Raw genomic sequence first — 26,132 nt, 5'->3', positions numbered from 1 at the left:
CCCTTATATTACATAATTCTTTTAAACATCTTTTCTAACTGAGTTTTTGTTATAGCGATTATAACAGGTCTTCCGTGAGGACAAGTATAAGGATTTTCTGTAATTTTTAAGTCTTCAAAAAGTTTATGAATTTCTTTCTCAGATAAATTATCCATAGCTTTTACTGCAGCTTTACAAGCCATCATTATAATATTTTCTTCTTTTAAGGATATTTTATTGATAAGTTCCTTATCTTTAAGTTTTTCCACTATATCTATAAATAACTGCCTTGCTTCTGGCTGTCCTAAAATTACAGGCACTTCTCTTAATATTATAGAATTGTTCCCAAATTCCTCAAATACATAACCTAATTTATTTAAAAGCTCTTTTTCTTGATGAACAAGTTCTAAGTCTCTTGGTTGTAATTCTACTACAATAGGAAATGTTACCTGCCTTGTTTGAATTTTTTCATATTGGGAAGTAAATTTTTCATATAAAATCCTTTCGTGGGCAGCATGTTGGTCAATTATATAGAATACATCTTCCTTTTCTACGATTATATAAGTAGAAAATAATGTGCCCACTATTCTTATATCACTTATTTTTTTAGCAAGGTCATTTTTATTTATTTCTTCTTTTTCATGTTCATATTCCTCATAAACAGCCAAATGGTTATCTAAACTACTATTTTTACTATTTTCTTTTAATACATTATCTTTTAAAAAAACATTCTTACCTTTAAATTCATTGTCAAATTTCTTTTTTTCCTCTTCTAATTCTTTATCAGAAGAAGTCAAGTATAATTTCGTCTGTTCAGCTGAAATAGTTGGAGTTTCAATTTCAAAGATATTTTTCTTTTCTTCAATTTTTACTTCTGGTATCAAGTTGTATTTATGAAGGCTATCCTTTATAGTTTTATAAACAGCTTCAAAAATTCTTCTTTCATCTGAAAATTTTATCTCTAATTTTGAAGGATGTATATTCACATCAATTTGCCTTGGGTCTATTTCCATGTACAAAAAAACAGCAGGATATCGGTTCACAGGTATATAAGTCTTAAAAGCTTCATCTACAGCGGCCGAGAGGGTCTTATTTTTTACGTATCTTCCATTTACATAGAAAAATTGCATATTCCTATTTGAATAATTTAAAGAATTTTTACCTGCTAAAATCTTTAATTTCAAATCTTCACTTTCAAAAGAAGCTGACATAAGAGAAGAGTAGACTTCATTTCCAAAAAGCCTCAAAATTACATCTTCTATATTTCCAGTGCCTGATGTTATAAACTGTAGTTTCCTGTCTTTTACATATTTAAAAGAAATTTCAGGATGGGAAAGGCACAATTTAGTTACAACATCAGTTATATACATAGTCTCTGTTGAAGGACGTTTCAAAAACTTCCTTCGTGCCGGCGTATTAAAAAACACATCTCTTACTTCAATACTACATCCTTTTGCACAACCACAAGTAGTTTTTTCTACTACCTTCCCACCTTCCACAACAATTTTAGTACCAAATAAAGCTCCTTCTTCTTTAGTCTGTAAAGTTACATGGGAAACTGCAGCAATACTAGCTAAGGCCTCTCCTCTAAAACCTAATGTCCCTATACTATAAAGGTCATTGTCAGATTTTATCTTGCTGGTGGCGTGCCTTTCAAAAGCTAAAATAGCGTCTATTTCATTCATTCCCAACCGTCGTCAGATACCTTTATATAAGGAATGCCACCTTCTAAAATTTCCACTGTAATATTTTTGCTTCCAGCGTCAATAGAATTTTCAATTAATTCTTTCACAATAGAGGCAGGTCTTTCAACAACTTCTCCTGCAGAAATTTTATTTATTGTCTTTTCATCTAAAAGATGAATTTTATTCATAATACTCCGCTCCTCAAGGAGATTGCCTTCTCCTTTAATTCATATAAATAATTTAGAGCTTGAATAGGAGTCATGTTGTCCACATCGCAATTGGCTATATCATCAATTAGCGAATCCTTTGCCGTAGAAAAAATATCTATTTGAGTAAAGGCAAGTTGCTGTGATGCATTTTCTAATTCGGACTTTATGACCTTATCATTTTCCAAACTGTTCAATATCTCTTTTGCTCTTTCAACAATGCTATAAGGTAGTCCTGCTAATTTTGAAACTTGTATTCCATAGCTTTTATCAGCGCCACCAGGTACTATTTTCCGTAAAAATATTATGTCATCTTCTCTTTCTTCTACTGAAACATTATAATTCCTTACTCCCTTCATCTTGCCTTCAAGTTTTGTCAATTCATGATAGTGAGTAGCGAACAAAGTTTTAGCCTTTATCTTTTCATGAATATATTCAATAACTGCATGAGCTATACTCATACCATCATAAGTGCTTGTGCCTCTCCCTACCTCATCTAGTATTATCAAACTTTTACTAGTGGCAGATTTTAATATATTTGCCACTTCAGACATTTCCACCATAAAGGTACTCTGTCCTGCAAAGATGTCATCGGATGCTCCTACTCTTGTAAAGATTTTATCTACAATCCCAATTTTAGCGTAAGAAGCAGGGACAAAAGAGCCTATCTGAGCCATCAGTACAATTAAAGCAACCTGTCTCATGTAAGTAGATTTACCAGCCATATTAGGCCCCGTTATTATCATGATAGGATTTTCAGAACCAATATCTATATCATTTGCTACAAAAGATTCATCAGAAATAGTCTCTATTACTGGATGTCTCCCTTCCGTGATGACTATTCTGTCACTATAATCTACTATCGGTTTTATATATCTATTTGTTTCCGCAACTTCTGCAAAGGAAATGAGTACATCTATTATGGCTATATATTTTGCTGTATTTTGTATTCTTACAATTTGTAGTTCTACTTTTTCTCTTATTTCGTTAAAAAGCTGATATTCAAGCTCAATTAATTTTTCTTCTGCTCCTAATATAGTCTCTTCTATTTCTTTAAGCTCAGGTGTCACATACCTTTCTGCATTTGCCAAAGTTTGTTTTCGTATGAATCTTTCAGGAACCTGTGGTATATTAGATTTTGTAACTTCAATATAATAGCCAAAAACTTTGTTGTAACCTATTCTCAAGTTCTTAATGCCTGTTTTTTCTCTTTCTTCAGCCTCAAGATTTGCGATCCAATTTTTACCTTCTGTTGAAGCCTTTCTTAGCTTATCCACTGTTTCATTATACCCGTCTTTTATGATATTTCCTTCTTTTAATTGAGTAGAAGGGTCATCTTTTATCGACTTATCTATTAATTCGTATATATCTTGTAAAATATCAAATTTCTCGCATATCTCTTTCAAAAGCCTTGAATTGAACTTTTCTAATATTTCTTTGATGTAAGGCAAATTTTGAAGAGATAGCTTTATGGAAATAAAATCTTTTGGATTAATACTCTGGTAGACAATTTTGCTGGCCAATCTTTCTAAATCGTATATTTTGTTTAAAAGTTGTTTTAAATCTTGGCGATTTTTATAATCATTAAAAAGTTCTTCTACTGCTTGCAACCGAGCATCAATATGCTCTTTATTAAGCAAAGGCTCTTCTAGCCATTTTTTTAAAAGCCTTCCTCCCATAGGAGTTACAGTTTTATCTAAAACTCCTAATAAAGAACCTTTTTTTGACTTGTTTTTATTAGACTCTAATATTTCTAAATTTTTTATTGCATTGCTGTCTAATCCCATATAGGAGTTATCTTCATATATAAGCAATTTGTTTATATGCTTTAAAGCAGTTTTTTGTAATTCTTGTAAATAGCTAAAAAGAGCCGCTAACGAATTAGCCATATAAGGCTTATCTTTTATACCTAATTCTTCGGATTTTTTATTAAATTGAGTTTCTATTAATTTAATTTTTTCTTCATAGTCAAGCTGCTTTTCATAGATATTTATAGCACAGTTATTATTCTTGAAAATTTTTACGTATTTATTATTTTTTAAAAAATCTTCATTAGCGATTATTTCTGAAGGAGCATACTTTGTTATTTCATCATAAACTCTTTTAGTGTCTTTACAATTTTTAAGTTCTGTAGCGTATAAATCTCCCGTTGTTACATCAACAGCACAAATTCCATAATTGTCCCTTCCTTTAAAAACAGACACAAGGTAGTTATTTGTTTTTTCATCCATTGATTCAGGATTTATTATTGTCCCCGGAGTATATATTCTTACTACATCTCTTTTTACCAAACCTTTTGCTTTTGCAGGGTCTTCTAATTGTTCACAAATAGCAACTTTATATCCTTTCTTTATTAACTTGTCTATATAAAAGTCTGCTGCATGGTAAGGAACACCAGCCATTGGGGCTCTTTCTTCCGTTCCTACGTCTCTTCCTGTCAAAGCTATTTCAAGCTCTTTAGCAGCAATTTCCGCATCTTCGTAAAACATCTCATAAAAATCTCCTAGGCGGAAAAAGAGTATTGCATCTTTATATTTTTCTTTTATTTTAAGGTATTGTTCCATCATTGGAGTGACGGCCATTTTTTTGCACCTCCGACTCCTTTTTATTATATCATAAAAATTAGCGCCCATATAGGCGCACTTTTATCTTATAACTTCTACTAATTCTCCCTGCATTGTCCAAGCCTTTGTTTCAGTTATTTTAACATTAACAAGTTTGCCGATAAGGCTTTCATCTCCCACAAAGTGGACTACTTTATTGGTTCGAGTTCGAGAGGTCAATTTATTACTGTCTCTTTTACTAATTCCTTCTATCAATACTTCCACAATTTTTCCTCTCAATTCTGCACTTTTTTCTAAGCTGATTTTGTTTTGCAACTCTATAAGTCTTTCTAAACGCTCATGTTTTATAGCATCATCTACTTGGTCTGGCATATTTGCCGCAACAGTGCCTGCTCTTTTAGAGTAAATAAAAGTATAAGCGGCATCAAATCGCACTCTTTCTACTAAATCCAACGTCTCCAAAAAATCTTCTTCTGTTTCACCTGGAAAACCTACGATTATATCTGTTGTTATCGCAATATCTGGAATGTTACTTCTTACTTTGTCAATAATTTCTAAATAGTGTTCTTTGGTGTATTTTCTATTCATCTTTTTTAAAATCTTGTTGCTACCAGCTTGTACAGGTAAATGCAAATGTTCACAAACTTTATCTAAATCCCTAATGGCATATATTAATTCATCGGAAATATCTTTAGGATGAGAGGTCATAAACCTTATTCTCTCAATTCCTTCAATATCATTTAGCTTGTAAAGTAGTTTTGCAAAAGTTATATCTTCATCAAGGTCTTTTCCGTAAGAATTTACATTTTGCCCTAATAAAGTGATTTCCTTATACCCTTTTTGGGCTAATTCTTTTACTTCTGCTATTATATCTTCTGGCTTTCTGCTCTTTTCTCTGCCTCTTGTATAGGGTACTATGCAATAGGTGCAAAAATTATTGCAACCATAAATAATATTAACCCATGCCTTTAAATTGCTGTCCCTTTTGACAGGTAACTCTTCAATTACATTTTTTGTATCTTCTATAATATCTATAACTATATCTTGAGAGTTCAAAGCCTCCCATAAAAGCTGTGGAAATTTATATATATTATGAGTGCCAAAAACAATATCTATATAGGAATATTTTTCTTTAATAGCTTCTACTACATTTTTTTCTTGCATCATACAGCCAGATACACCAATAATTAAATTAGGATTTCTAGCCTTCAATTCTTTCATTTGTGATACTCTTCCCAATACTCTTATTTCAGCATGTTCTCTTACAGCACAAGTGTTAAAAAGTAAAACATCAGCTTGTTCCAGATTTTCAGTATATTTATATCCCATCTTTTCTAGCATACCTGCCAATTTCTCCGAATCATGGACATTCATTTGGCAGCCGTAAGTTTCAATGTGATAATAAAGGTTTTTACCCTTATTTTCTTCTGCAATTTCTTTCATTATTTTTTCTTGTTTTTTTAATTCTTCTTCAGTCACATAAATATTGGTAGGCATTATTATTAACACCTCTTTTATCCCTGTGGAATAATTTTTTTGTAGAAAAAAGTTTTAATTGGTTCAAAATTGTATCTATACGGCAATATTATCTGCTCTGTGCTACCCACAAAAAATATACCGTTATCATTTAAAGACTCATAAAATTTTTTATATATTTTATCTTTAGCTGTATCATTAAAATATATTAACACATTTCTACAAATTAATAAATCTATATTTTTAGGATATTCATCATTTAACAAGTCATGCTTTTCAAATTGTACGCTTTTTCTAATATCTTCACTTATCTGATAACTTTTGTCATCAATTTTTCTAAAGAATTTTTTTAAATATTCTTGAGGTACTTTTTTTACACTCTCAGCCGAATATATACCTTTTTTAGCTTTTTCCAATACTCTTCCATCTATGTCTGTAGCAATAATTGTCACATCTTTTAAATCTATAAACTTTGTTAAAAGCATGGCTACAGAATAAGGTTCTTCTCCAGTAGAACAAGCTGCACTCCAGACTCTAAAACTTTTTTTTATAATGTCAGGTAAAAGGTCTTTCTCTAAGATTTCCCACTGTGAAGGGTTCCTAAAAAATTCTGTCACATTAATAGTAATATAATTTAGAAACTCTTCATATAATGTCTTATTAACAGAGAGTTCATTAAAATATTCCTCATAAGAGCTAAATTTGTGACTAGTGATTAAAGATTCTAATCTTCTTTTCATCTGCTTTTCTTTGTATAAAGATAAATCTATTCCAGTCAATTTATGTATTTTTTTAACAAAGTCCTCATAACCTACCATAAATATGTTCACCCCTAATTATAGAAAAAAGTGGCTTTAAAAGCCACAAACAAACCAGATCCTTCATATTTTGAAGTTTAATCAGTAATTAACCACCTTCACTGGTTTTTCAAAGACTCCACGTTTGACCTCTGTTGCAGTCATGTTTTGTGCTCTTAACATTTTCGCTATATAGTTACAGGCATCCCACGGATTGACATCATCACCACAAGTAAATACGTCAACCGCGGCATAACCCAGTTCTGGCCAAGTATGGATAGTTATATGAGATTCTGATATGACCACTACTCCGCTTACGCCCTGGGGATTAAATTTATGGAAAGCAACTTCCCGTATCTCTGCGCCTGTCACTATTGCAGACTGAACCATTATGTCTTCGATTAATTCCAAGTTGTCTAAAATATTGCTATCGCACCCATAAATTTCTGCCAAAATGTGGCGACCCAAAGCATTCATTTTGTATCGTGCCTCCTTTACTAAAATAATGTATACATTCAATGATTTTAATTTTAGCAGATTTTTTTCTTTTGTCAAGGTTTTTTACATGACAGTTTAAAAATTTTTATTAAAGGTTAGTTGTATAATTAAATGCAACAGATAAAAAAATAGAAACCATAGTGAAAATCATGTATGATATAGGTGTCAAATCAACATCATACAAGGAGGATTTTCACTATGGTTCATAATAATTGTACCACAAAAAAGCGTTCTTTTAAACACTTAAGTAGCTATGAACGAGGAGAAATCTATGCATTACTCAAGGAAGGAAGGAGTATTCGGTATATTGCTAAAAAACTTAATCGATCTCCAAGTACCATAAGCCGTGAAATTAAACGTGGAACTACTACACAACTTAGAAGTGATTTGTCTTCTTATACAAGCTATTTCCCTGAAACTGGTCAGGCTGTCTACGAAAAAAATCGTTCAAATTGTGGAGCTAAATTTAAAGCAGCTAAAGCAGAAGATTTTTTGAAATATGCTGAAAATAAAATATTACATGAAAAATGGTCGCCGGATGCAGTTGTAGGTTATTGTAAGAAGGACCCAAGCTGGAATAATAAAACCATTGTTTGTACTAAAACACTCTACAACTATATAGATAGAGGATTATTAAAAGTTAAAAACATTGATTTACCTTTAAAACTACGTTTAAAACCAAGGAAGAAGCAAAACCGTAAAAATAAACGTATTATGGGTAAAAGTATTGATTTTAGGCCTAAAGAAGTTGAAAGCCGTGAAGTTTTTGAACATTGGGAAATAGATACGTTAATTGGCAAGAAGTCTAATGACAAGGTCCTTTTAACATTAACAGAGCGTAAGACTCGCCATGAAATAATATTTCTTTTAGATGCAAAAGACAGCAAATCTGTTAAAGATGCACTATCAAAATTAAAAGATATATTTGGTGATAATTTAAACAAAGTATTTAAAACCATAACATCTGATAATGGTACAGAGTTTAGTGATTTAGAAAGTACTTTTTTAGAATATGGGGTAGAAGTATATTATACACATCCATATTCATCTTGGGAAAGAGCTACGAATGAACGACATAATGGTCTTATACGACGTTTTATCCCTAAAGGAAAAAGTATTAAAGATTTATCTATAGATACGATAAAGAGAGTAGAAAATTGGCTTAATAACCTTCCACGAAAATTGTTAAATTATAAAACACCTAAAGAATGCTTTTATGAGGAACTGGCAAAAATCTGTTAAGCCCATCTCTTATAAAGTATAGAGCTCGCTCGTGATTTGTCAAGGGGCAGGCTTCGCCTGACTTAAACCCTTGACAAATTACGACCTTCGCTCAATTTGTTAACTAAGATGGGCTTAAGGTTATATATGATTTGTCCCAAATCCTATATCTACATGATTTTCATTAAGTGTTGCATTTAATATTACAATTTATAAATTTTTATTAAATATTTCTCCCAAGGTGATTCTAAGCTCTTGATGCTCTATTTCTGGAATATCTTCTTCTTCAAGAGGCACTTCTTTAAGATTTATTTTTTTATCTTGTTGGTTTATATTCAATATTTCTACTTTTATAGTATCATTTATTTTGTATGTTTTGATACTATTTTCTAAATTATTTTTATAAATCAATCCTTCTATCCCTGGTTCTAGCTGTACAAATACTCCAAAAGGCGTAATATTAGTAACAGTTCCCTTTAGCACGTCTCCTTCGTGATATTTTGTTTCTGCATTCTCCCACGGATCTGGCAATACTTTTCTCAGGCTCAAAGTAATTTTTTCTTTTTTTTCATCCACATTTAATATATAAACCGAGACTTTATCTCCAATTCCCAATACTTCTCGCGGATTTTTAATTCTTTCCCAGCTAATTTCACTTAGAGGGATAAAACCATCAAAACCTCCTATGTCTACAAAAACTCCCTTATCTATTATATTTTTTACTTTTCCTTCTACTATGTCTCCTTCTTTCAAATTAGATAAAAGCGCTTTTTTAACTTTTTCTCTTTCTAGTTTCAGTACTTCTTTTTGAGATCCAACAATCTTCTTGCCGGGAATATACTCAATTATTCGAAGCCGCAAAGTTTTACCTAAATATTCATTTAATTTATCGACATAATGTAATTCCAGTTGAGAAGCAGGAATAAAAACCTTAGCTCCTAATGAGTAGGCAATCACTCCGCCTTTTACAACCTCAATAATTTCTCCTTCAATTATCTCTTTATTTTTATAGGCTTTTTCAATTTTTTCTCTGCTCAGCTTATCATCAGCCATAACTTTAGAGGCTAATACATTTCCTTCATCATTTTCCACACTTATTATATATAAATCTAACTCATCCTCAACATTGAAGGTCTTTTTTACATCAAAATTAGGATTTAAAGAAAGTTCATTTTTAGGCACAAAAGCATCTGATTTATAGCCAATATTTGCAATAATCCCCTCATCAGAAACTTTTATCACTTTTCCCTTGACAATGTTTCCAGGTCGCAACGTCTTAAAAGTATAACCTTCTAAAAAATCACTCATCCCCATCTTCCCCTTTTAAAAATCTAATTTTCTCTATCACGTCTTCTATCACATAATCGGGGGTTGAAGCTCCTGCTGTTACTCCTATAATCTCATGGTCTTTTACCATCTCAAGAGTCAATTCCTCTGCATCTTCTATATGAAAAGTGTTTTTACAATTTTTTCCACATATCTTTTTTAGTTTTTGAGTATTAGAACTATGTTTCCCCCCAATTACAAACATTACATCTACCTTTTTTGAAAGCTCATCAGCAGCATCTTGTCTTTTTTGTGTAGCATCGCATATAGTATTAAAAAAAATAAGGTCTTTAACTTTTAGCTTTATTACTTCTAAAATATCTTTCCAATGCTTTTCAATGAGAGTAGTTTGAGCAACTGCACATGCCTTTTCTAATTGAGGTAATTCATAAGCTTCTTCAATTGAATTTACCACATAAGCAGTGTCATCACACCATCCGTTTACTCCTATTACTTCTGGATGATTTCTATCTCCTACAATGATAATAGAGTAGCCCTTGTGGTAGTACTCATAAACTATATTTTGGACCTTTTTTACAAATGGGCAGGTAACATCTATGACTTCAACTCCTTTTTTAGCGAGAAAGTCGTATAATTTTTTAGACACCCCATGACTTCGGATAATTAATTTATCGCCCTCAGTCAATTTATCCAGCTCTTCTTCTTCAATAACATTAACCCCTTTTTTCGATAAGTCCGATATAACTTGTGGATTATGAATAATTTCACCTAAAGTATATATTTTCTTTCCATCACCTTTTTCAATTTCCTGATATGCAGTTTCAATAGCTCTTTTTACTCCAAAGCAAAAACCTGCATACTCAGCAATCAATATTTTCATTCTTTACCTCCTACAGCAATTTTGCAATTTCTTGCATTATTTCCTCTCCAATAGCAGAAAGTCTCTCAGAGGAAAGTTTAGAATTAGCATATTTTTCAAAAGTTATTGGTTTACCGATATTTATAATAATCTTAGAAAAAAGGCGATATTTCCCTTTAATTCCTATAGGTACTACAGGAGCATTCCCTTTAATTGCTAATAAGGCAACCCCTGGTTCAGCCTTTTGAAGTTTTCCGGTTTTACTTCTTGTACCTTCAGGGAAAATTCCAATTGCTCTTCCTTTTTTTAAGTAAGTTAAAGCAGTTTTAATAGCTGATAAATCAGCAGTACCTCTTTTAACGGGAAAAGCTCCTAAGCCTGTCCCTAAAAGAAGCTTTAAAAAAGGATTTTTAAAAAGCTCTTCTTTTGCCATAAAGTATATTCGTCTGTTTAAAAGTGCTCCTATGACAGGAGGATCTAGAAGACTTATATGGTTAGGGCATATGATTACTGGGCCTTTTTTAGGAATATTTTCAAGTCCTCTTACTTCTATTCTAAACATCACTTTTATAATTACTAATACTATAATTTTAGCAATATAATAAAACATACTTAAATTTCCCCTTTTAATCCTTCCTTTATAATATTGTACAGTTTTTCTAAAACTTCCTCTTCTGAAAGATATGTAGTATCAATGACAATAGAATCTTCAGCAATTTTTAGAGGAGATGTATCTCTCTGTGAATCTATGGTGTCACGATTTTCTATTTCTTTTAACACCTCGTAATAACTTACATTTACATTTTTAGTTTTAAGTTCTCTATAACGCCGTTTTGCCCTTTCTTCTAAAGAAGCAGTTAAAAAAAATTTAAACTGTGCATCAGGCAGCACAACTGTTCCTATGTCTCTTCCATCCATTACTACATTTTTGCCTTCAGCAATTTTCCTTTGTTTTTGCACTAAAATTTCTCTCACTTTAGGTATTTTAGATACCAAAGATACTTTTTCAGAAACCTCCGGTTTTCTTATTTCTTCAGAAATGTCTTTTCCATCTAAAAAAATTTTTTCTCCTTCTAAGATGATATCAGCACTTTGCACAATATCAGCTATTTTGTTTTCTTCAATAAGATTTACCCCCTGTTGTATGGCCTTATATGTAATGGCTCTATACATAGCACCTGTATCGATATAGGTATAATTTAAAAGTTTAGCTAATTTTTTTGCAACAGTGCTCTTGCCAGCTCCCGCCGGCCCATCTATTGCTATTTTTACAGTCAATACTATCACCTCAAACTAAGTCTGGACGCAGTTTTTTTGCTTCTTTCAAATAAACGTGTTTAACCTCTTTATCTTCACTTAAATTTGTAAAAATCGCAACTCTTATGCAATGGCTGAGACTGCCTTTTACCTCCATTTCTTGTAGGCACATCATAGGTATTGAGGTCATACCCATATTCCTAACTGCTTCGGCAGGGTAAACCGCATCTAAATCTTTAGTAGCACTAAAAAAAATAGAAATTATGTTTTTCTCTTCTAATTCATTTGCTTTAATAATTTCTTCAATGAGAATAGTAGTATCCTTTAAAATATCTTCTTTTGTATTTTTGGAAGTTATAGCACCTCTTATGACTTTTATAGGGCATTCTCCTCTCCTATCATCTTTTGTCTTTTTTATATTATAGCATAATTACCCTTTACAAATAAATCATTTCAGCCTAATCATACATATTTTTTGTATATTCTTATCTACTTTAACTACAGTGGTATTTTGCGGCTCAATTACATTTTCACTAATTGCTACTACTTTAAAATGAAGAGGTTCCTTTTCTCTGGTGCCATCTATTTCCAAAATTTGATTGGGCCTTACTGTAATAGTAATAGACTTGGTAGAAAAATTTCCAACTGGCTCTCCGTCTAGCAATACAAAGGAATTTAATGCTTTATCCTTTTCTACAACCTCAATTGTCACTTTACCTTCTTGCGAAAGATTAGAATTTAAATTAATCCCCTCTAATTTTTGTGTAGAACTTAAAAAAACTTTTATATCGTCATTTGTCATCAAAAGTTGAGTTATAGCTATACTTAAAAGCCCTAACATTATCAATACTACAAGAATACTTTCACTGTCAATATATCTGTATTTTTTCCTTTTGACTCTTTTTCCCATATTTATCCTCCTTTTCTTATTATATCTTATGCAAAATAAATAAAAAAATGCGGTTTCCCGCATTTCACATTCACGCATTGATTCCTGCCACATATCCCGTAGAAAAGGCGATTTGCAAGTTGAATCCACCGGTAAATCCATCCACATCTATAATTTCACCTGCAAAAAATAAGCCTTTTATTATTTTAGACTCCATTGTAGAGGGATTTATTTCTTTTATACTTACTCCACCACCTGTAACAATTGCTTCTCTTATAGGCCTTAGGCCTTTTACCTTAAAAGTAAGATTTTTTAAGCTATTGACCAATTTTTTTCTTTCATCTTTGGTTATTTCCCTAACTTTTTTATCAGGGTCTATATTCGCCCTTTTTATAACATATAGGATTAATGAATGAGGCAATAAATCTTCCAAGGCATTTTTCAGATTTTTATTTTGGTACTTATTAAAATCTCTTAATATTCTTTCCTCCAGCTTTTCAACATTAAGTCCCGGCTTTAAGTCAATTTTTATTACCACTTCTCCCTTACCTAAGTAGTCATGTAAAAACCTGCTTAAGGTGAGTATTGCAGGGCCTGACAACCCAAAATGGGTAAAAAGCATTTCTCCAAACTCTTCTCTTATTAATTTCTCTCCAAAAAAAGCAGAAACTTTGACATTTTTAAGAGTGAGTCCCATCAATTCTCTTACATTTTCATATGTAACAATCGGCACTAAGGAAGGAAATGGCTCTATAATTGTGTGCCCCAATTTCTTAGCAATTTCATACCCATCACCAGTAGAGCCAGTCGTAGGATATGACACTCCTCCTGTTGCTAATATTACACTATCGCAGTTTAAAACACTCTCATCAACACTTATGCCCTTTACGTGTTTATTTTCCACTATCACATCACTTACTCTGCAGTTATAATTTATCTTTACTCCATATTTTTTAAGGATATTCACAAAAAAATCTCTCACTTCTATTGATTTATCTGAAACCGGAAAAACCCTTAAGCCTCTTTCTACTTTAGTTTTAAGCCCATTTCTATTTAAAAACTCTATTAAATCCTTATTAGAAAACTTGCTAAAAGCGCTATATAAAAATTTACTATTGCCTGGAATATTCTCGAAAAATTCTTCTTTGTCAGCAAAATTCGTAATATTACACCTTCCATTACCTGTAACTAATAATTTTTTACCTAAAATGTTATTCCTCTCAAATATACTTACTTCTTTTCCCATCATAGCTGCTGATAAAGCTGCCATCATTCCTGCTGGACCGCCGCCTACTACAAATATTTTTTTCATATTATTTTTTCATCTCTCCTCAAATGACAAGTATCGTTAAATAGCACTAAAACAGTTTTTCCATCTTCTTTAACATCTATTATATTAAGAGAAGTATTATCAAGTCTAAATCTAGGATAAAAACTTAAGTCAATTCCTAAAAGCCCTAAAATCAGTGCTTTTATAGAAGTCCCATGAGAAACAATCAATATATTTTTTCCTTTATTCTCTTCAACTATCTTCAAAGTATTTTTTACCATTCTCTTTTGAACTTCTTCTAAAGTTTCTCCTTTTTCTATATTAGCTTTAACAGGATTTGTTTTCCATAATGTATATATTTCTTTATACAATTCATTAATTTCTTCCGATGTAAGCCCTTCCCATATACCAAAGGACATTTCTCTAAACTCAGGAATTTTCTGAACTTCTAATCCCAACTCTTTTGCAATTATTTGTGCAGTTACATAAGCTCTTTTTAAATCACTTGAATATATACAATCTATTTTCTCATTTTTTAATCGACTCGCCAGTAGTTCAGCCTGTTTTAAACCTGTAGGTGTCAAATCAATATCCTGCACACCTTGCATTTTATTGTGTAAATTCCACTCTGACTGCCCGTGACGTGCTATATATAGTCGTGTAGTCATACAATTCCTCCTTAAGTTTTATGCGAAATTAAGGTAAAAGATTTGATCTGCGTAAGAAAGCTTTGACACCTCCCATTTTCTCTCTTTTAATGGAATTTTCTTGAAAGGCAAGCCTAACTCATTTATAAATTTTTCAAATCGCTCATCCAGCCAAGGAGGTGTCCAAATACCCGACCTACAAATGTGTATAACCCCTATCAAATTCTCTTTTGGTAATTCTTCTACAGATTTATAATACTGTATATTGTAAAGATTGTTAAAGTCCTCAAAATCTGAAGGCTTTTCAAAGGTGTAAGGGCTATATACAATGTTGGCTCTTTTTACTATACCTTCTTTTAAAAGTTTACCTAGCCAATTAGCACAATTTAATTCAAAATCCAGTGAAGGTAGTCCACCATATCCTAAATCAGAATGGGCATCAAAAGAAATTACTTCAGAACACTCAAAATTTTTTGCCAAATAATAGGCAACTTTATGGGATTCAGAGACAAAAATTTTAATATTTTTATCAAACTCAAACTGTGTCTTTATTTTATCCCAGAAGCCTTTTATGACTTTACCTACTTTTATAGTCTTTTCCAAATTTTCTCCCTCTAATTTCCCTTTTATATATCTCTTATACCACAGTTGAGTCAAATTTTTATCATTTTCTATATAAGAGAAAAACCACTCTTTTTTAGAAGGTATAAAATAATCCCAATCTACAGTTAGAAGACTCCTTACCATAAAGAAGCCTCCTCTGATAAGCTTTTTATAATATTTTACCATATAAAAAAAAGACCTTCAATTGAAGGCCTTTATAACCAACCTCTAATTTTCATAGCTTCATAGACTCGCTTAATCGATATCATGTAAGCTGCTGTCCTCATATCAACTTTGTACTGCTGTGCTAATTCATATATAGCGTTAAAAGCATTTACCATCATAATTTCCTGTCTTTCTTCTACTTCTTTTTCTGTCCAGTAATAATTCATGAGATTTTGCACCCATTCAAAATATGAGACTATTACTCCTCCTGAATTAGCTAAAATATCTGGAACTACAAACACGCCTTTTTCTGCTAAAATTTTATCTGCTTCAGGGGTGGTAGGACCATTTGCTCCCTCGCAAATTATTTTCGCCTTTACATCTGGCGCATTTGCAGAAGTTATCTGGTTTTCTAAAGCTGCTAAAGCTAAAATATCTACATCCATTGTTAAAAGCTCTTCATTTGTTATACTGGTTGTTCCTTCAAAATTGCAAACTGTTCCTGTCTTATTTACATGCTCTACTAATTTTTCGACATCAATTCCGTCTTTATTGTATATACCTCCATACACATCACTTACTGCCACAATTTTAGCTCCTAATCTATGAAGATTTAAAGCTGTGTAACTTCCAACATTTCCAAAGCCCTGTACAGCTGATGTACAATTTTTGAAATCCATCTGTAAACGTTTTACAGCCTCCCGTGCCATCAATGCAACTCCATATCCAGTTGCAGCAGTTCTTCCTTTAGAACCACCATATATCAAAGGTTTTCCTGTAATGACCGCAGGGCTATTGTAGCCTACAATTTTGTTATACTCATCTACCATCCAAGCCATAATTTGCATGTTAGTATTTACATCTGGAGCTGGTATATCTTTATTAGGACCAATTATACTGACTATTGCTCTTATATAGCCCCTGCTTAACCGCTGCAACTCATCGTTAGATAATTCTTTTGGATTTACCACTACTCCGCCTTTTGCTCCCCCGTATGGCAGCCCAACTACCCCACATTTAAATGTCATCCACATGGATAAGGCTTTTACTTCATCTAATGTAACATCAGGATGAAATCTTATTCCACCTTTTGTGGGCCCTAATGCGTCATTGTGTTGGGACCTATAACCTTTAAAGACTTTTACCGTACCATCATCCATCTGCACAGGAATGGAAACTTCTAATACTCGCATAGGTTCCTTTAAAAGTTCGTAAACAGATTCTTCTAACCCCAGCAAATCACAAGCATTTTTAATCTGTTTTTGCGCAATAATCAAAGGATTTAATGACTCTTTTGACATTTTATTATCCTCCTAATTTTAAAATTTTGAAGCAAATAAATCGATTTCTAAATTATATATTCTACAAATTTTTTAATAATCCTTCAAAAATTTTATTATTAATTTGGCTTCGAGAAATATACTCCATATTCATCCCAAATACTTTCCAATTTTTCAAAAGTATCCGTTATTTTCTCTTTTTCTTTGAGACCCACAGCTACAACAAGAGCATTGACAAGACTTAGCGGTGCCACTAATGAATCCACAAAAGAAGCCATGTTGCTTTTCGCAATTAATATCTCATCAGCAACAGAGGTAAGAGGAGAAATTAAACTGTCTGTTATTGTAACGATTTTTGCATTCTGAGATTTTGCATATTTCAGCACATCTAATGTTCTTTTTGAGTATCTCGGAAAACCAATTCCTATCACTAAATCATTTTCACTAACTCTGAGAATTTGCTCGAAAACATCTGATACGCCGGCTTTAACGACTGACACATTTTCCCGTATTAAATTTAAATAAAATCCCAAATATTCTGCAATGACAATAGAACTTCTGGAACCTATTATATAAATTTTTGTAGCATTGATGATATCTGAAACGACTCTTCTAAAGTCATCCTTATTTATTTCATTTATGGTCTCTTTTATGTTTTCTATGTCGGCTTTTAGTACATTATTCAATATAGCAATTTCATCTGTCTCTTCTGTCATTTCTAACCTTTGGACTGTTGTAAGTTTATTTTTTATAAGCTCTTGCAGTGCATTTTGAAGTTCTGGATATCCATTATAGCCTAAAGTATTAGCAAATCTTACAACAGTTGATTCACTTACATTTATGCTGGCTCCCAATTTTGCAGCTGTCATAAAAGCTGCCTTATCATAATGATTTATAATGTACTCTGCTATTATCTTTTGGCTTTTGCTTAATTTTGTATAATTATCTTGTATCCTTTTTATCAAATCATCTGTTTTTGCCATATTTCACTACCCCTCATTTTTACAAGATTATAGCCCTCTGTCAATGCTCTTTTGTTAATCTCTTCTGTGCCTGGAGGTACTCTATTTAAAACAGCTCTTTCCAAAGATTCTTTTGTTACTACATTAGTTAACTCTGCTATTACACCTAAAGATATTATATTCGCCACAAAAGCTCTTCCAATTACCTCTTGTGCAGTTTTTATTATGGGAAGTCGGACAACTTTTTGGGCATCTTCATCATTAGGAATTATTGATTCATCTATTATAATTATTCCATTTTCTTTCATGTCATTTTTATAACATAAATAGGCAGAAGGCGCAAGAGTAAGTAGTATGTCTGGCTTTAATACCTTAGGATACGTTATATATTCATCACTTATTATTATTTCTGCTTTGCTGGACCCCCCTCTTGCCTCAGGACCATAGGACTGACTTTGAACACTATTTTTACCATCCAATATTGCAGCTTCCGCCAAAATTATTCCTGCAAGGATTAAACCTTGCCCTCCTGAACCACTTAATCTTATCTCTATTGAACTCATTTGTAATTCACCTTCAAATTATTTAACATTTTTTGATATTCTTCTACAAATTCAGGCTCATCAATATTTAAAAGCTCTCCAATAATAAATTTGTCATGAAACTCTTCAGGGTCCATTTTACTACCTTGTTTTATGTCTACTGCATGGTCTTTTAACCACTTTAGCATATCTGCAGGTGTTCCTTTTTTATTTTTTCTTCCATAGTAAGTAGGACATATACTTAAAGCTTCAATGAAGGAAAAACCTTTATGAGAAATTCCTCTTTCAATTAGTTTTGTCAATTGTTGAACATGGTAAGCAGTACCTCTAGCTACATAAGTAGCACCTGCTCCAATAGCCAATTTGCAAATATCAAAATACCTATCAATATTTCCGTAAGGTGCAGTAGTAGCTCTGTCAAATCGTGGAGTCGTTGGAGAATACTGTCCTCCTGTCATTCCATAAATATGGTTGTTGTACATTACTACAGTTAAGTCTATATTTCTTCTGCAAGCATGAATAAAGTGATTACCTCCAATAGCCGCATTATCTCCATCTCCAGTAATAACTATTACTGTAAGCTCAGGATTAGCAAATTTAATACCTGTTGCAAAAGCAATAGCTCTTCCATGGGTAGTATGCAAAGTATTAAAATCCAAGTATCCTGATGCCCTTGCAGAACAACCAATTCCAGATACAATACATACCTTATCTTGGTCAAGTCCTAAGTTGTCAATTGCTCTTACAATAGCTGCCGTTACTATTCCATTGCTACAACCTGGACACCAAATATTTGGTAACGTTTCCTTCCTGAAATACCCTTCCACCAGCTCAGATGCCATTTTTAAAACTCTCCTTTATTTTCTCTACAATCTCAAAAGGAGTGAAAAATTCTCCATTAAATTTGTTAATTTTCTCTACATAGGTATTACCTTTGATTATTCTATCTACTTCATAGTAAAGTTGCCCTGTATTCATTTCAACTACAAACACTTTCTTAAATCTAGGATATATTTCCCTCAATTTTTCATCAGGGAAAGGCCATATGGTTATAGGTCTAAAAAGTCCAACTTTTATTCCTTCTTTTTTAAGTTCTTCCATTGCTGCTTCACAAGCTCTAGCAGAAGAACCAAAGGATATAAGTAATATATCTCCTCCTTCAGTATCTTTTTCTTCAAACATCAGTATGTCTTTTTTATTGTTTTCAATTTTTCCCATCAATCTTTTTACCAATTTTTCTGTTACTTTAGGGTCATTTGTAGGCAATCCTTTTTCATTGTGGGCAAGTCCTGTTACATGAAATCTAAAACCTTTACCAAAGGGTGCTAAAGGTGCAACTCCATTTTCTATAAACTGGTAAGGTAAGTAGTTCTCTTTGTCTTGGGGCATGGGTCGTTCAAAAATTTCTACATCTTTATATTCATCCAAATTAACTGCTTCTCTTAGATGACCTATAACTTCATCCATAAGTAAAATTACAGGTGTCCTGTATTTTTCAGAAAGATTAAAAGCTTGAATAGTAATATAGTAAGCTTCCTTTACAGAAGATGGTGATAAAACGATTATAGGATGGTCGCCATGAGTTCCCCATCTGGATTGCATTACATCTCCTTGTGCAGGGGAAGTAGGCATTCCTGTGCTCGGACCCATTCGTTGAACATCTACTATAACACATGGAATTTCTGCCATAGCAGCGAAGCCTATGTTTTCTTGTTTTAAAGAAAACCCAGGACCCGATGTAGCAGTCATTGCTTTTAATCCAGTAAGGGAAGCTCCTATAACTGCTGCCATGCTGGCGATTTCATCTTCCATTTGAATAAATTTCCCACCTACAAAAGGAAGTTTTTCGGCACAAAGTTCAGCAATCTCAGTAGAGGGAGTTATTGGATATCCTGCATAAAATTTTAGTCCAGCATCTATAGCTCCCTCCACTACCGCTTCATTTCCTTGCATCAATACCGTAGGCATCATTCTTTCACCTCTAAATATATGGCAAAATCAGGACACCGGAGCTCGCAAAGGCCGCATTTAGTGCATTTATCCGCATCTATTAGTCTAACTTTACCATTTTTTAGTTCCAATACTTTAACAGGACAAAATTCTACACAAATGCCGCAGCCTTTGCACCATTCTTCTATTATTACGAGCTCTTTATTTTTTACCAATTTATCACCCTCATTAAATTTTGTTTGCAATATATAATATTCTATACAAAAATAAAAAATCCTCCATAAAATGAATAATAAATTTCATGAATATTTTTGATACAATTCTTGCATCATATAGAATATTAGAAATATTTATTCTATTTTTATGTCCCAGGAGTTTAAAATATTTATCATGTTGTACTCTGTTAAATCAAAATGAATTGGAGTAATAGAAATATAACCTTCTTTCACAGAAACAATGTCTGTCCTTTCATCCTTTTCTATTTCCGAAATTTTCCCTGCCATCCAATAGTACTCTTTCCCTCTTGGGTCATAATTTTTTTGAAAAGTCTCAATATAGATTCTCTTGCCGAGTATTGTAGCTTTTACGCCCTTTATTCCCTTCTTAAAATCGGGTATATTTACATTCAATAATGTGTTTTTAGGTAATCCTTTTTCTAAAACTTTTTCTATTAAATTCTCCAAAAATTTATATATACGCCTATCTTCAATATCAGCGGTTTCTGCAAGGGAAACTGCAATAGCAGGAATGGCGTAAATTGCAGCTTCTATAGCCGCAGAAACAGTACCAGAATAAAGTATATCTGTCCCTAAATTTAGACCTTCATTAATGCCAGAAATTATAATATCAGGTTTTTCTTCCAGCACCACTTCAATTCCTAATTTGACACAATCGGAGGGCGTACCATTTGCCGCATATATTTTCAAACCATCCTCTTCCTTCACTTTTTTAAGCCTTAAAGGTTTATGTAAAGTTATAGCATGGCTTATAGCACTTCTTTCTTTTTCAGGAGCTACTACCGTTACCTTATACTTATCTTTAAGATATTCTGCTAATTTTAACATCCCTAATCCTTGTACTCCATCGTCATTAGTAAGAAGTATTTTCATTTTCTACCTCCTCTAATTAATAACGTATAATTACTTTGATTTTATTACAAAATTTATATATAGGCAAGGAGTGATACAGTGATACAAATAGACGACGCGGGAAGTGGAAGTTTAGTAGGTGGAACGTGTATTGGGGCTATGAGAGTAGAAACCGGAGAATTTTTCTGTGATATAATTCCCATAGAATATTATAACGAAGAAAACTTTAAAAATAAATTGTATTTAAAAAAAGCCTGTGAAATCGGGAAAAAACTTTTAGAAAAGCTTAAAGTAAGCAAAACTGAAAAAATACAAGTTTGTAGAGGTTACATGTTTGATACTTTTAGAAAATGGTTAGAACAAGAAGAGTATAATTGGGAAAGTACCCAAATATTAAATCCTCTTCAGGATATAATAGAAAATTCTTTTGAAAATTACGCTTTATCTTTAGGATTGCCAGAAAAGTTTTTAAGATACACAAAATATCCTTTTCATTTTCATCGATTGCTGAGATGGGTATATGCCGATCATGAAAACAGAGCCAAATTGTGCAAAACTGGGTGGAATAGCTGGAAAAAATATGGAAAATTAGAGGTAGAAATAAGCTACACTTATTTGCAAGAAAACAAAAATTACCTATGCTTAAAATGTGGAAAAAATATTCAACCAGGGACTGTAAAAGTTATAAAATATACAAGCAATTATCCTAATACTATATATCTTCACATTAATTGTTAAGGCACCTTAAAAGGTGCCTTAACAATTAAATATTTAGGCAGAAGGTATACATATTTGTTGTCCTGGGTATATCAAATTGGGATCTGGTATTTGTGGATTTGCTCTTATCAATGCATCAAGACTTACGCCAAACATATTAGCTATTGACCACATACTGTCTCCCGGTTTTACTGTGTATATTGTTTTGCAGGTTTCTGGAGACACTGGTGGACAATAGAAAGGTATGCAAATTTGTTGCCCTGGATATATCAAATTAGGATCCGATATCTGAGGATTAGCTCTTATTAAGCAGTCAAGACTTATTCCAAACATATTCGCTATAGACCACATACTGTCTCCTGGCTGCACTGTATAAAAAGTCTTACAATGTCCCGGATGAGGATGATGTGGATAATAGGGATGATGGTAAGGATACTTAGGATAGTTGGGATTGTAATAAGATCCATCTATTGTCATCTTATTTCCCTCCTTTTAAACTTAAACTTTCTACTACATGTTATGAAGGATAAAAATATATGTTACAGGAGGGATTTTTAAATATAAAAAACAGGGAAGATTATTTCCCTGTCAGACTGGATATGTCATATATTCCATATTAAGAAGAGTTGCATCTATTTGATATTTTTTTGCTCTTCTGTATTCAAAAAATTTCTTTGCTACTTGTGGGAAAAGAGCATAAGATAAAACATCTTCTTCTTGTTCATAATACTCTTTAATCTCTTCTTTAATCGCTTCAAATTGCGGTTTTAAAAGATCTGCTGGTCTAACATCTATTACCTCTTCATCTCCTATTATTTTCTTCTTTATTTCTTCTGAAATTGGCGCTGGTGGTCTACCATACAGTCCTTTCACATAATCTTTTATTTCTTTTGGTACCATTTTATACCTTTCTCCAGTTATTACATTCAAGACGGCTTGAGTCCCTACCATCTGACTCATAGGAGTAACAAGAGGTGGGTATCCTAATTCTTCTCTAACTTTAGGAATTTCTTTTAAAACCTCCGGGTACTTATCTAAAGCATTTTGTTGTTTCAATTGGGAAATCAAATTTGATAGCATTCCTCCTGGAACTTGATAAATTAATACATCTGTATCTACACTCGTAACCATAGATAAATCTATTTCTTTATTGTGATTTTGTTTTACTTCTTTAAAGTATGAAGCAATCTCTGATAATAACTCCATATCCAAACCAGTGTCATATTGAGTGCCTTTTAAAGCTGCCACCATTGTTTCTGTAGCAGGTTGAGAAGTTCCTAATGCCAAAGGTGAAATAGCAGTGTCTATTATATCTACTCCAGCCTCTATTGCTTTAAGATAAGTCATGGCCGCCATTCCACTCGTATAATGGCTGTGCAACTGTATAGGAACATTTACTGTATCTTTAAGGCTTTTTACTAACTCATAAGCAACATAAGGAGTTAATATTCCTGACATATCCTTTATGCATATGGAATCTACTCCTAATTCTGTCAGCTCTTTTGCTACTTTAATATAATGGTCAATGTTGTGAACAGGACTTATAGTATAAACAAGGGTACCTTGAGCGTGAGCTCCCGCCTTTTTAGTAGCTTTTATAGCAACTTCAAGATTTCGTACATCATTTAAAGCATCAAAAATTCTTATTATATCTATTCCATTGTAAACAGCCTTCTCAATAAATCTTTCTACTATATCATCAGGATAATGCCTATATCCTAATAGATTTTGTCCTCTCAAAAGCATTTGAAGAGGCGTATTTTTTATCCTTTTCTTTAATCTTCTTAATCTTTCCCAAGGGTCTTCGTCAAGAAATCTCATACAAGCATCAAAGGTAGCTCCTCCCCACGCTTCAATAGAATAATATCCTACTGCATCCAATTTTTCTGCAATTGGGAGCATTTCTTCCGTCGACATTCGAGTAGCCAAGAGTGATTGATGGGCATCTCTTAATACAGTTTCTGTAATTTTAATTTTATTGCTCATATTAATACCTCCTCATAATATATTATACTATTTTTTCAAAAGAAACAAAATAAAAAAAGAGCCAAAAGGCTCAAAATTTTAGAAGAAGGAAAGGATAGATTCCCTTATAAGTTTAGCTGCTAAAATAGAGGTTATACCAGCTATATCGTGAGAAGGCGAGACTTCCACCAAATCCATCCCAACTACATTTAAATCTTTTAAAATATGAATAGCCTCTAATGCCTCTTTTGTGGTTATTCCCCCTGGTTCTGGTGTACCAGTGCCTGGTGCAAAAGCAGGGTCTATAACATCTATATCCCAGCTAATATAAATTGGATAATCTTTTATATCATCAATTACACCTTTCAAAGGTTCAACTACTTCGTACAAAAACATATGGGTATTTTTTTCTGCAAACTCAAATTCTTCTTTTTCACCTGACCTTATCCCAAAATTATACATTTTAATACCTTTAGCAATATCCCATACTTTTCTCATCACTGTAGCGTGAGAATATGCTTCACCAAAAAATTCTTCTCTTAAATCAGTATGGGCATCAAAATGAAGGATTACAAGGTTATCCTCATATTTTTTTAAGTACTCTTTTAAAATTCCATAAGTCACTAAATGTTCTCCACCCAAGAACAATCCTTTTTTTCCACTTTTCAAAATGTCTTCTGTAGCTTTTGAGATTAAATCTAAACTCTTTTCCACATTCCCATAAGGAAGTACTAAATCTCCTAAATCATAAAATTTCTTATCTTCCAGCCTCCTATCTAAATACACACTATAATATTCTAAACCATAAGAGGCTTGCCTTATGGCAGCAGGTCCAAAGCGGCTTCCTGCTTTGAAACTCACTGTGTAATCCATAGGCAAACCTACTATAACTACCTCTGCCTTTTCATAATCTTCAGTAGCCCCTAAAAACTTTCCCGGATCAACAAAATATTTTCCTTCTATCATATTACACCTCATCAAAAATATCCTTCACAAATTTAGGCAATACAAAGGCCGCTTTGTGAATTTCAGGTGTATAGTATTTAGTATCTATTCTTGGAATAGAATTTATGTCCACTTCTTCAGGGTCATATTTTTTTGAACCCATGGTAAAAGTCCACAAACTTCCTGGATAAGTCGGTATTGTTGCTATATAAGCTTTTGTAATAGGATATATTTCTTTGAACATTTTGCTGAGTTTGTTTATCAATTTTCCATAAATAAAAGGTGATTCTGTCTGAGCCACAATAATACCATCTTCTTTCAAGCATTCATATACGGCTTTATAAAAATCAGAAGTAAAAAGCCCTACAGCTGGCCCAATTGGGTCAGTAGAATCCACTATTACCACATCAAATTCATTTTTGTGTTCATTAACATATTTAATTCCATCTCCAATCATTATTTCTACTCTTGGGTCATCTAATGCCTGGCTTATTGTAGGAAGATATTTTTTAGAATTTCTCACTACTGCCTCGTCAATTTCTGCCAAAACTACTTTTTCTACAGAAGGGTGCTTTAAGACCTCTCTTACTGAGCCTCCATCTCCGCCTCCAACAATTAACACGCTTTTTGGATTTTTATGAGTAAAGAGGGGTACATGTACTATCATCTCATGATATACAAATTCATCTTTTTCAGTGGTTTGAAGTATACCATCTAAAGTTAATACTCTTCCAAATTGATATGTATCGAGTATTGCTAAATGTTGATAAGGAGTTTTTTCTACCACCAATGTTTCTTTAACTTTCAAAGAAAATCTCAAATTTTCATCCTGATTTTCTGTAAACCATAATTCCATTGAAAACACCTCCAAGATTTTTAATAATATATTTAAAAAAATATCTCACTCTCCAAAAAACTCTTTTAATTTAACTATCTGAAAATCGCCTTTTTCTTTAAAACCTAATTTACAAAAAAAATCTTTATAAAAAGGTATATTGACACAAGCATTTTCTAACCCCATATCTAGGGCATGATTAAGTACTACTCTTACCATTAAATTTTCAAACCCCTTATCCCTGTAGGAAGGCAAAATTGCCAAATTAGTTATTATAGCATTATTATTTTCTTCTTTCATAGAAATAAAGCCAAAAGGCTTGTCTTCTCTTGCAATCATGAAAATCTCTTCTAAAAAATTTAAAGTTCCCTTCAAATTACACTCATTAGCAATTTTTTTAATAATTTCGAAATCCTCTGCTTTAGCAAAGTTAACTGAAAACATA

At 32.5% G+C, this 26,132-nt stretch carries 29 protein-coding genes; 2 read left to right on the top strand and 27 right to left on the bottom strand.

Annotated elements, in window-relative coordinates:
• Nucleotides 1-8: 8 nt before the first annotated feature.
• From mutL to speD, 6 genes are all read right to left on the bottom strand, one after another.
• Nucleotides 9-1,664, bottom strand: coding sequence for a DNA mismatch repair endonuclease MutL (gene mutL, locus THEWI_RS06535; RefSeq protein ID WP_425274174.1), 1,656 nt, complete (start codon nucleotides 1,662-1,664; stop codon nucleotides 9-11).
• Nucleotides 1,661-1,852 carry a hypothetical protein gene (locus THEWI_RS15570; protein WP_425274173.1) on the bottom strand — a complete coding sequence of 64 codons (192 nt, stop codon included), beginning with the start codon at nucleotides 1,850-1,852 and terminating at the stop codon, nucleotides 1,661-1,663. The genes mutL and THEWI_RS15570 overlap by 4 nt, the downstream gene beginning before the upstream one ends.
• Nucleotides 1,849-4,452 (bottom strand): DNA mismatch repair protein MutS, encoded by a 2,604-nt coding sequence (gene mutS / locus THEWI_RS06530; protein ID WP_014062862.1) that lies wholly within the window; start codon nucleotides 4,450-4,452, stop codon nucleotides 1,849-1,851. Before mutS ends, THEWI_RS15570 begins: the two co-directional genes overlap by 4 nt.
• Nucleotides 4,453-4,515: 63 nt before the next feature.
• Entirely contained in the window at nucleotides 4,516-5,931 is a 1,416-nt protein-coding gene (gene miaB / locus THEWI_RS06525) for a tRNA (N6-isopentenyl adenosine(37)-C2)-methylthiotransferase MiaB (RefSeq protein ID WP_014062861.1), read from the bottom strand.
• Between the two features lie 17 nt (nucleotides 5,932-5,948).
• Nucleotides 5,949-6,728 (bottom strand): CheR family methyltransferase, encoded by a 780-nt coding sequence (locus tag THEWI_RS06520; RefSeq protein WP_004396269.1) that lies wholly within the window; start codon nucleotides 6,726-6,728, stop codon nucleotides 5,949-5,951.
• 81 nt (nucleotides 6,729-6,809) lie between these two features.
• On the bottom strand, nucleotides 6,810-7,184 hold the full coding sequence (gene speD, locus THEWI_RS06515) for an adenosylmethionine decarboxylase (protein ID WP_003866794.1): 375 nt from the start codon (nucleotides 7,182-7,184) through the stop codon (nucleotides 6,810-6,812).
• Nucleotides 7,185-7,403: 219 nt separating this feature from the next.
• Between speD and THEWI_RS06510 the strand changes: the two genes are divergently transcribed.
• On the top strand, nucleotides 7,404-8,447 hold the full coding sequence (locus THEWI_RS06510) for an IS30 family transposase (RefSeq protein WP_014062860.1): 1,044 nt from the start codon (nucleotides 7,404-7,406) through the stop codon (nucleotides 8,445-8,447).
• 189 nt (nucleotides 8,448-8,636) lie between these two features.
• On the opposite strand, the gene THEWI_RS06505 is transcribed toward THEWI_RS06510, so the two are convergent.
• The 16 genes from THEWI_RS06505 to surE all read right to left on the bottom strand — a co-directional run bounded on the left by THEWI_RS06505 (nucleotide 8,637) and on the right by surE (nucleotide 21,246).
• Nucleotides 8,637-9,740 (bottom strand): 30S ribosomal protein S1, encoded by a 1,104-nt coding sequence (locus THEWI_RS06505; RefSeq protein WP_014062859.1) that lies wholly within the window; start codon nucleotides 9,738-9,740, stop codon nucleotides 8,637-8,639.
• Entirely contained in the window at nucleotides 9,727-10,593 is an 867-nt protein-coding gene (locus tag THEWI_RS06500; RefSeq protein WP_014062858.1) for a 4-hydroxy-3-methylbut-2-enyl diphosphate reductase, read from the bottom strand. Before THEWI_RS06500 ends, THEWI_RS06505 begins: the two co-directional genes overlap by 14 nt.
• Before the next feature lie 10 nt (nucleotides 10,594-10,603).
• Entirely contained in the window at nucleotides 10,604-11,182 is a 579-nt protein-coding gene (locus THEWI_RS06495; protein ID WP_014062857.1) for a lysophospholipid acyltransferase family protein, read from the bottom strand.
• A 2-nt stretch (nucleotides 11,183-11,184) separates the two neighbouring features.
• Nucleotides 11,185-11,850: a (d)CMP kinase gene (gene cmk, locus THEWI_RS06490; protein ID WP_004396278.1), complete on the bottom strand. Its 666-nt coding sequence runs from the start codon at nucleotides 11,848-11,850 to the stop codon at nucleotides 11,185-11,187.
• A gap of 10 nt (nucleotides 11,851-11,860) precedes the next feature.
• Nucleotides 11,861-12,160 carry a chorismate mutase gene (aroH, locus tag THEWI_RS06485; RefSeq protein WP_231368342.1) on the bottom strand — a complete coding sequence of 100 codons (300 nt, stop codon included), beginning with the start codon at nucleotides 12,158-12,160 and terminating at the stop codon, nucleotides 11,861-11,863.
• A gap of 117 nt (nucleotides 12,161-12,277) precedes the next feature.
• Nucleotides 12,278-12,739: a hypothetical protein gene (locus THEWI_RS06480; protein ID WP_014062855.1), complete on the bottom strand. Its 462-nt coding sequence runs from the start codon at nucleotides 12,737-12,739 to the stop codon at nucleotides 12,278-12,280.
• Between the two features lie 70 nt (nucleotides 12,740-12,809).
• Complete coding sequence (locus THEWI_RS06475; protein ID WP_014062854.1) at nucleotides 12,810-14,030, bottom strand: BaiN/RdsA family NAD(P)/FAD-dependent oxidoreductase; 1,221 nt, start codon at nucleotides 14,028-14,030, stop codon at nucleotides 12,810-12,812.
• Nucleotides 14,027-14,656 carry a histidine phosphatase family protein gene (locus THEWI_RS06470; RefSeq protein ID WP_006570430.1) on the bottom strand — a complete coding sequence of 210 codons (630 nt, stop codon included), beginning with the start codon at nucleotides 14,654-14,656 and terminating at the stop codon, nucleotides 14,027-14,029. The genes THEWI_RS06475 and THEWI_RS06470 overlap by 4 nt, the downstream gene beginning before the upstream one ends.
• Nucleotides 14,657-14,674: 18 nt before the next feature.
• The gene (locus THEWI_RS06465) at nucleotides 14,675-15,382 is read right to left on the bottom strand and encodes a hypothetical protein (protein WP_014062853.1); all 708 of its coding nucleotides are present in this window, start codon (nucleotides 15,380-15,382) and stop codon (nucleotides 14,675-14,677) included.
• Between the two features lie 71 nt (nucleotides 15,383-15,453).
• On the bottom strand, nucleotides 15,454-16,704 hold the full coding sequence (locus tag THEWI_RS06460) for a Glu/Leu/Phe/Val family dehydrogenase (RefSeq protein WP_014062852.1): 1,251 nt from the start codon (nucleotides 16,702-16,704) through the stop codon (nucleotides 15,454-15,456).
• A gap of 98 nt (nucleotides 16,705-16,802) precedes the next feature.
• Entirely contained in the window at nucleotides 16,803-17,666 is an 864-nt protein-coding gene (locus THEWI_RS06455; protein ID WP_003870661.1) for a MurR/RpiR family transcriptional regulator, read from the bottom strand.
• The gene (locus THEWI_RS06450; RefSeq protein ID WP_014062851.1) at nucleotides 17,645-18,208 is read right to left on the bottom strand and encodes a 2-oxoacid:acceptor oxidoreductase family protein; all 564 of its coding nucleotides are present in this window, start codon (nucleotides 18,206-18,208) and stop codon (nucleotides 17,645-17,647) included. Before THEWI_RS06450 ends, THEWI_RS06455 begins: the two co-directional genes overlap by 22 nt.
• A complete protein-coding gene (locus THEWI_RS06445) occupies nucleotides 18,205-19,029 on the bottom strand; it encodes a 2-oxoacid:ferredoxin oxidoreductase subunit beta (protein ID WP_014062850.1) in 825 nt (274 codons plus the stop codon). Before THEWI_RS06445 ends, THEWI_RS06450 begins: the two co-directional genes overlap by 4 nt.
• Entirely contained in the window at nucleotides 19,019-20,158 is a 1,140-nt protein-coding gene (locus THEWI_RS06440) for a 2-oxoacid:acceptor oxidoreductase subunit alpha (RefSeq protein WP_014062849.1), read from the bottom strand. Before THEWI_RS06440 ends, THEWI_RS06445 begins: the two co-directional genes overlap by 11 nt.
• On the bottom strand, nucleotides 20,155-20,352 hold the full coding sequence (locus tag THEWI_RS06435; protein ID WP_003870657.1) for an ATP-binding protein: 198 nt from the start codon (nucleotides 20,350-20,352) through the stop codon (nucleotides 20,155-20,157). The genes THEWI_RS06440 and THEWI_RS06435 overlap by 4 nt, the downstream gene beginning before the upstream one ends.
• Before the next feature lie 135 nt (nucleotides 20,353-20,487).
• Nucleotides 20,488-21,246, bottom strand: coding sequence for a 5'/3'-nucleotidase SurE (gene surE / locus THEWI_RS06430; protein ID WP_014062848.1), 759 nt, complete (start codon nucleotides 21,244-21,246; stop codon nucleotides 20,488-20,490).
• 78 nt (nucleotides 21,247-21,324) lie between these two features.
• On the opposite strand from surE, the gene THEWI_RS06425 reads away from it, so the two are divergent.
• Nucleotides 21,325-21,963, top strand: coding sequence for a hypothetical protein (locus tag THEWI_RS06425; protein ID WP_014062847.1), 639 nt, complete (start codon nucleotides 21,325-21,327; stop codon nucleotides 21,961-21,963).
• Between the two features lie 33 nt (nucleotides 21,964-21,996).
• Here the strand turns inward: THEWI_RS06425 and safA are convergent, their stop codons facing one another.
• The 5 genes from safA to THEWI_RS06400 all read right to left on the bottom strand — a co-directional run bounded on the left by safA (nucleotide 21,997) and on the right by THEWI_RS06400 (nucleotide 26,131).
• Nucleotides 21,997-22,419: a SafA/ExsA family spore coat assembly protein gene (gene safA / locus THEWI_RS06420; RefSeq protein ID WP_014062846.1), complete on the bottom strand. Its 423-nt coding sequence runs from the start codon at nucleotides 22,417-22,419 to the stop codon at nucleotides 21,997-21,999.
• 111 nt (nucleotides 22,420-22,530) lie between these two features.
• Nucleotides 22,531-23,928: an oxaloacetate decarboxylase subunit alpha gene (locus THEWI_RS06415; protein WP_014062845.1), complete on the bottom strand. Its 1,398-nt coding sequence runs from the start codon at nucleotides 23,926-23,928 to the stop codon at nucleotides 22,531-22,533.
• Between the two features lie 78 nt (nucleotides 23,929-24,006).
• Nucleotides 24,007-24,873: an agmatinase gene (speB, locus tag THEWI_RS06410; protein ID WP_014062844.1), complete on the bottom strand. Its 867-nt coding sequence runs from the start codon at nucleotides 24,871-24,873 to the stop codon at nucleotides 24,007-24,009.
• Nucleotide 24,874: 1 nt separating this feature from the next.
• Nucleotides 24,875-25,708, bottom strand: coding sequence for a polyamine aminopropyltransferase (gene speE, locus THEWI_RS06405; RefSeq protein ID WP_014062843.1), 834 nt, complete (start codon nucleotides 25,706-25,708; stop codon nucleotides 24,875-24,877).
• Between the two features lie 45 nt (nucleotides 25,709-25,753).
• Nucleotides 25,754-26,131 (bottom strand): GNAT family N-acetyltransferase, encoded by a 378-nt coding sequence (locus THEWI_RS06400; RefSeq protein ID WP_014062842.1) that lies wholly within the window; start codon nucleotides 26,129-26,131, stop codon nucleotides 25,754-25,756.
• Nucleotide 26,132: the final 1 nt, after the last annotated feature.

It is taken from the genome of Thermoanaerobacter wiegelii Rt8.B1 (assembly GCF_000147695.2).
Classification (GTDB): domain Bacteria; phylum Bacillota; class Thermoanaerobacteria; order Thermoanaerobacterales; family Thermoanaerobacteraceae; genus Thermoanaerobacter; species Thermoanaerobacter ethanolicus.
Note: the sequence above shows the minus strand (reverse complement) of the source record. Positions and strands in the feature narration are given on the sequence as shown.

Excerpts from the sequence above, each read along its gene's own strand:
- mutL (WP_425274174.1), bottom strand. The coding sequence starts at position 1,664 with ATGAATGAAATAGACGCTATTTTAGCTTTTGAAAGGCACGCCACCAGC.
- THEWI_RS15570 (WP_425274173.1), bottom strand. The coding sequence starts at position 1,852 with ATGAATAAAATTCATCTTTTAGATGAAAAGACAATAAATAAAATTTCT.
- mutS (WP_014062862.1), bottom strand. The coding sequence starts at position 4,452 with ATGGCCGTCACTCCAATGATGGAACAATACCTTAAAATAAAAGAAAAA.
- miaB (WP_014062861.1), bottom strand. The coding sequence starts at position 5,931 with ATGCCTACCAATATTTATGTGACTGAAGAAGAATTAAAAAAACAAGAA.
- THEWI_RS06520 (WP_004396269.1), bottom strand. The coding sequence starts at position 6,728 with ATGGTAGGTTATGAGGACTTTGTTAAAAAAATACATAAATTGACTGGA.
- speD (WP_003866794.1), bottom strand. The coding sequence starts at position 7,184 with ATGAATGCTTTGGGTCGCCACATTTTGGCAGAAATTTATGGGTGCGAT.
- THEWI_RS06510 (WP_014062860.1), top strand. The coding sequence starts at position 7,404 with ATGGTTCATAATAATTGTACCACAAAAAAGCGTTCTTTTAAACACTTA.
- THEWI_RS06505 (WP_014062859.1), bottom strand. The coding sequence starts at position 9,740 with ATGGGGATGAGTGATTTTTTAGAAGGTTATACTTTTAAGACGTTGCGA.
- THEWI_RS06500 (WP_014062858.1), bottom strand. The coding sequence starts at position 10,593 with ATGAAAATATTGATTGCTGAGTATGCAGGTTTTTGCTTTGGAGTAAAA.
- THEWI_RS06495 (WP_014062857.1), bottom strand. The coding sequence starts at position 11,182 with ATGTTTTATTATATTGCTAAAATTATAGTATTAGTAATTATAAAAGTG.
- THEWI_RS06480 (WP_014062855.1), bottom strand. The coding sequence starts at position 12,739 with ATGGGAAAAAGAGTCAAAAGGAAAAAATACAGATATATTGACAGTGAA.
- THEWI_RS06475 (WP_014062854.1), bottom strand. The coding sequence starts at position 14,030 with ATGAAAAAAATATTTGTAGTAGGCGGCGGTCCAGCAGGAATGATGGCA.
- THEWI_RS06470 (WP_006570430.1), bottom strand. The coding sequence starts at position 14,656 with ATGACTACACGACTATATATAGCACGTCACGGGCAGTCAGAGTGGAAT.
- THEWI_RS06465 (WP_014062853.1), bottom strand. The coding sequence starts at position 15,382 with ATGGTAAGGAGTCTTCTAACTGTAGATTGGGATTATTTTATACCTTCT.
- THEWI_RS06460 (WP_014062852.1), bottom strand. The coding sequence starts at position 16,704 with ATGTCAAAAGAGTCATTAAATCCTTTGATTATTGCGCAAAAACAGATT.
- THEWI_RS06455 (WP_003870661.1), bottom strand. The coding sequence starts at position 17,666 with ATGGCAAAAACAGATGATTTGATAAAAAGGATACAAGATAATTATACA.
- THEWI_RS06450 (WP_014062851.1), bottom strand. The coding sequence starts at position 18,208 with ATGAGTTCAATAGAGATAAGATTAAGTGGTTCAGGAGGGCAAGGTTTA.
- THEWI_RS06445 (WP_014062850.1), bottom strand. The coding sequence starts at position 19,029 with ATGGCATCTGAGCTGGTGGAAGGGTATTTCAGGAAGGAAACGTTACCA.
- THEWI_RS06440 (WP_014062849.1), bottom strand. The coding sequence starts at position 20,158 with ATGATGCCTACGGTATTGATGCAAGGAAATGAAGCGGTAGTGGAGGGA.
- surE (WP_014062848.1), bottom strand. The coding sequence starts at position 21,246 with ATGAAAATACTTCTTACTAATGACGATGGAGTACAAGGATTAGGGATG.
- safA (WP_014062846.1), bottom strand. The coding sequence starts at position 22,419 with ATGACAATAGATGGATCTTATTACAATCCCAACTATCCTAAGTATCCT.
- THEWI_RS06415 (WP_014062845.1), bottom strand. The coding sequence starts at position 23,928 with ATGAGCAATAAAATTAAAATTACAGAAACTGTATTAAGAGATGCCCAT.
- speB (WP_014062844.1), bottom strand. The coding sequence starts at position 24,873 with ATGATAGAAGGAAAATATTTTGTTGATCCGGGAAAGTTTTTAGGGGCT.
- speE (WP_014062843.1), bottom strand. The coding sequence starts at position 25,708 with ATGGAATTATGGTTTACAGAAAATCAGGATGAAAATTTGAGATTTTCT.
- THEWI_RS06400 (WP_014062842.1), bottom strand. The coding sequence starts at position 26,131 with ATGTTTTCAGTTAACTTTGCTAAAGCAGAGGATTTCGAAATTATTAAA.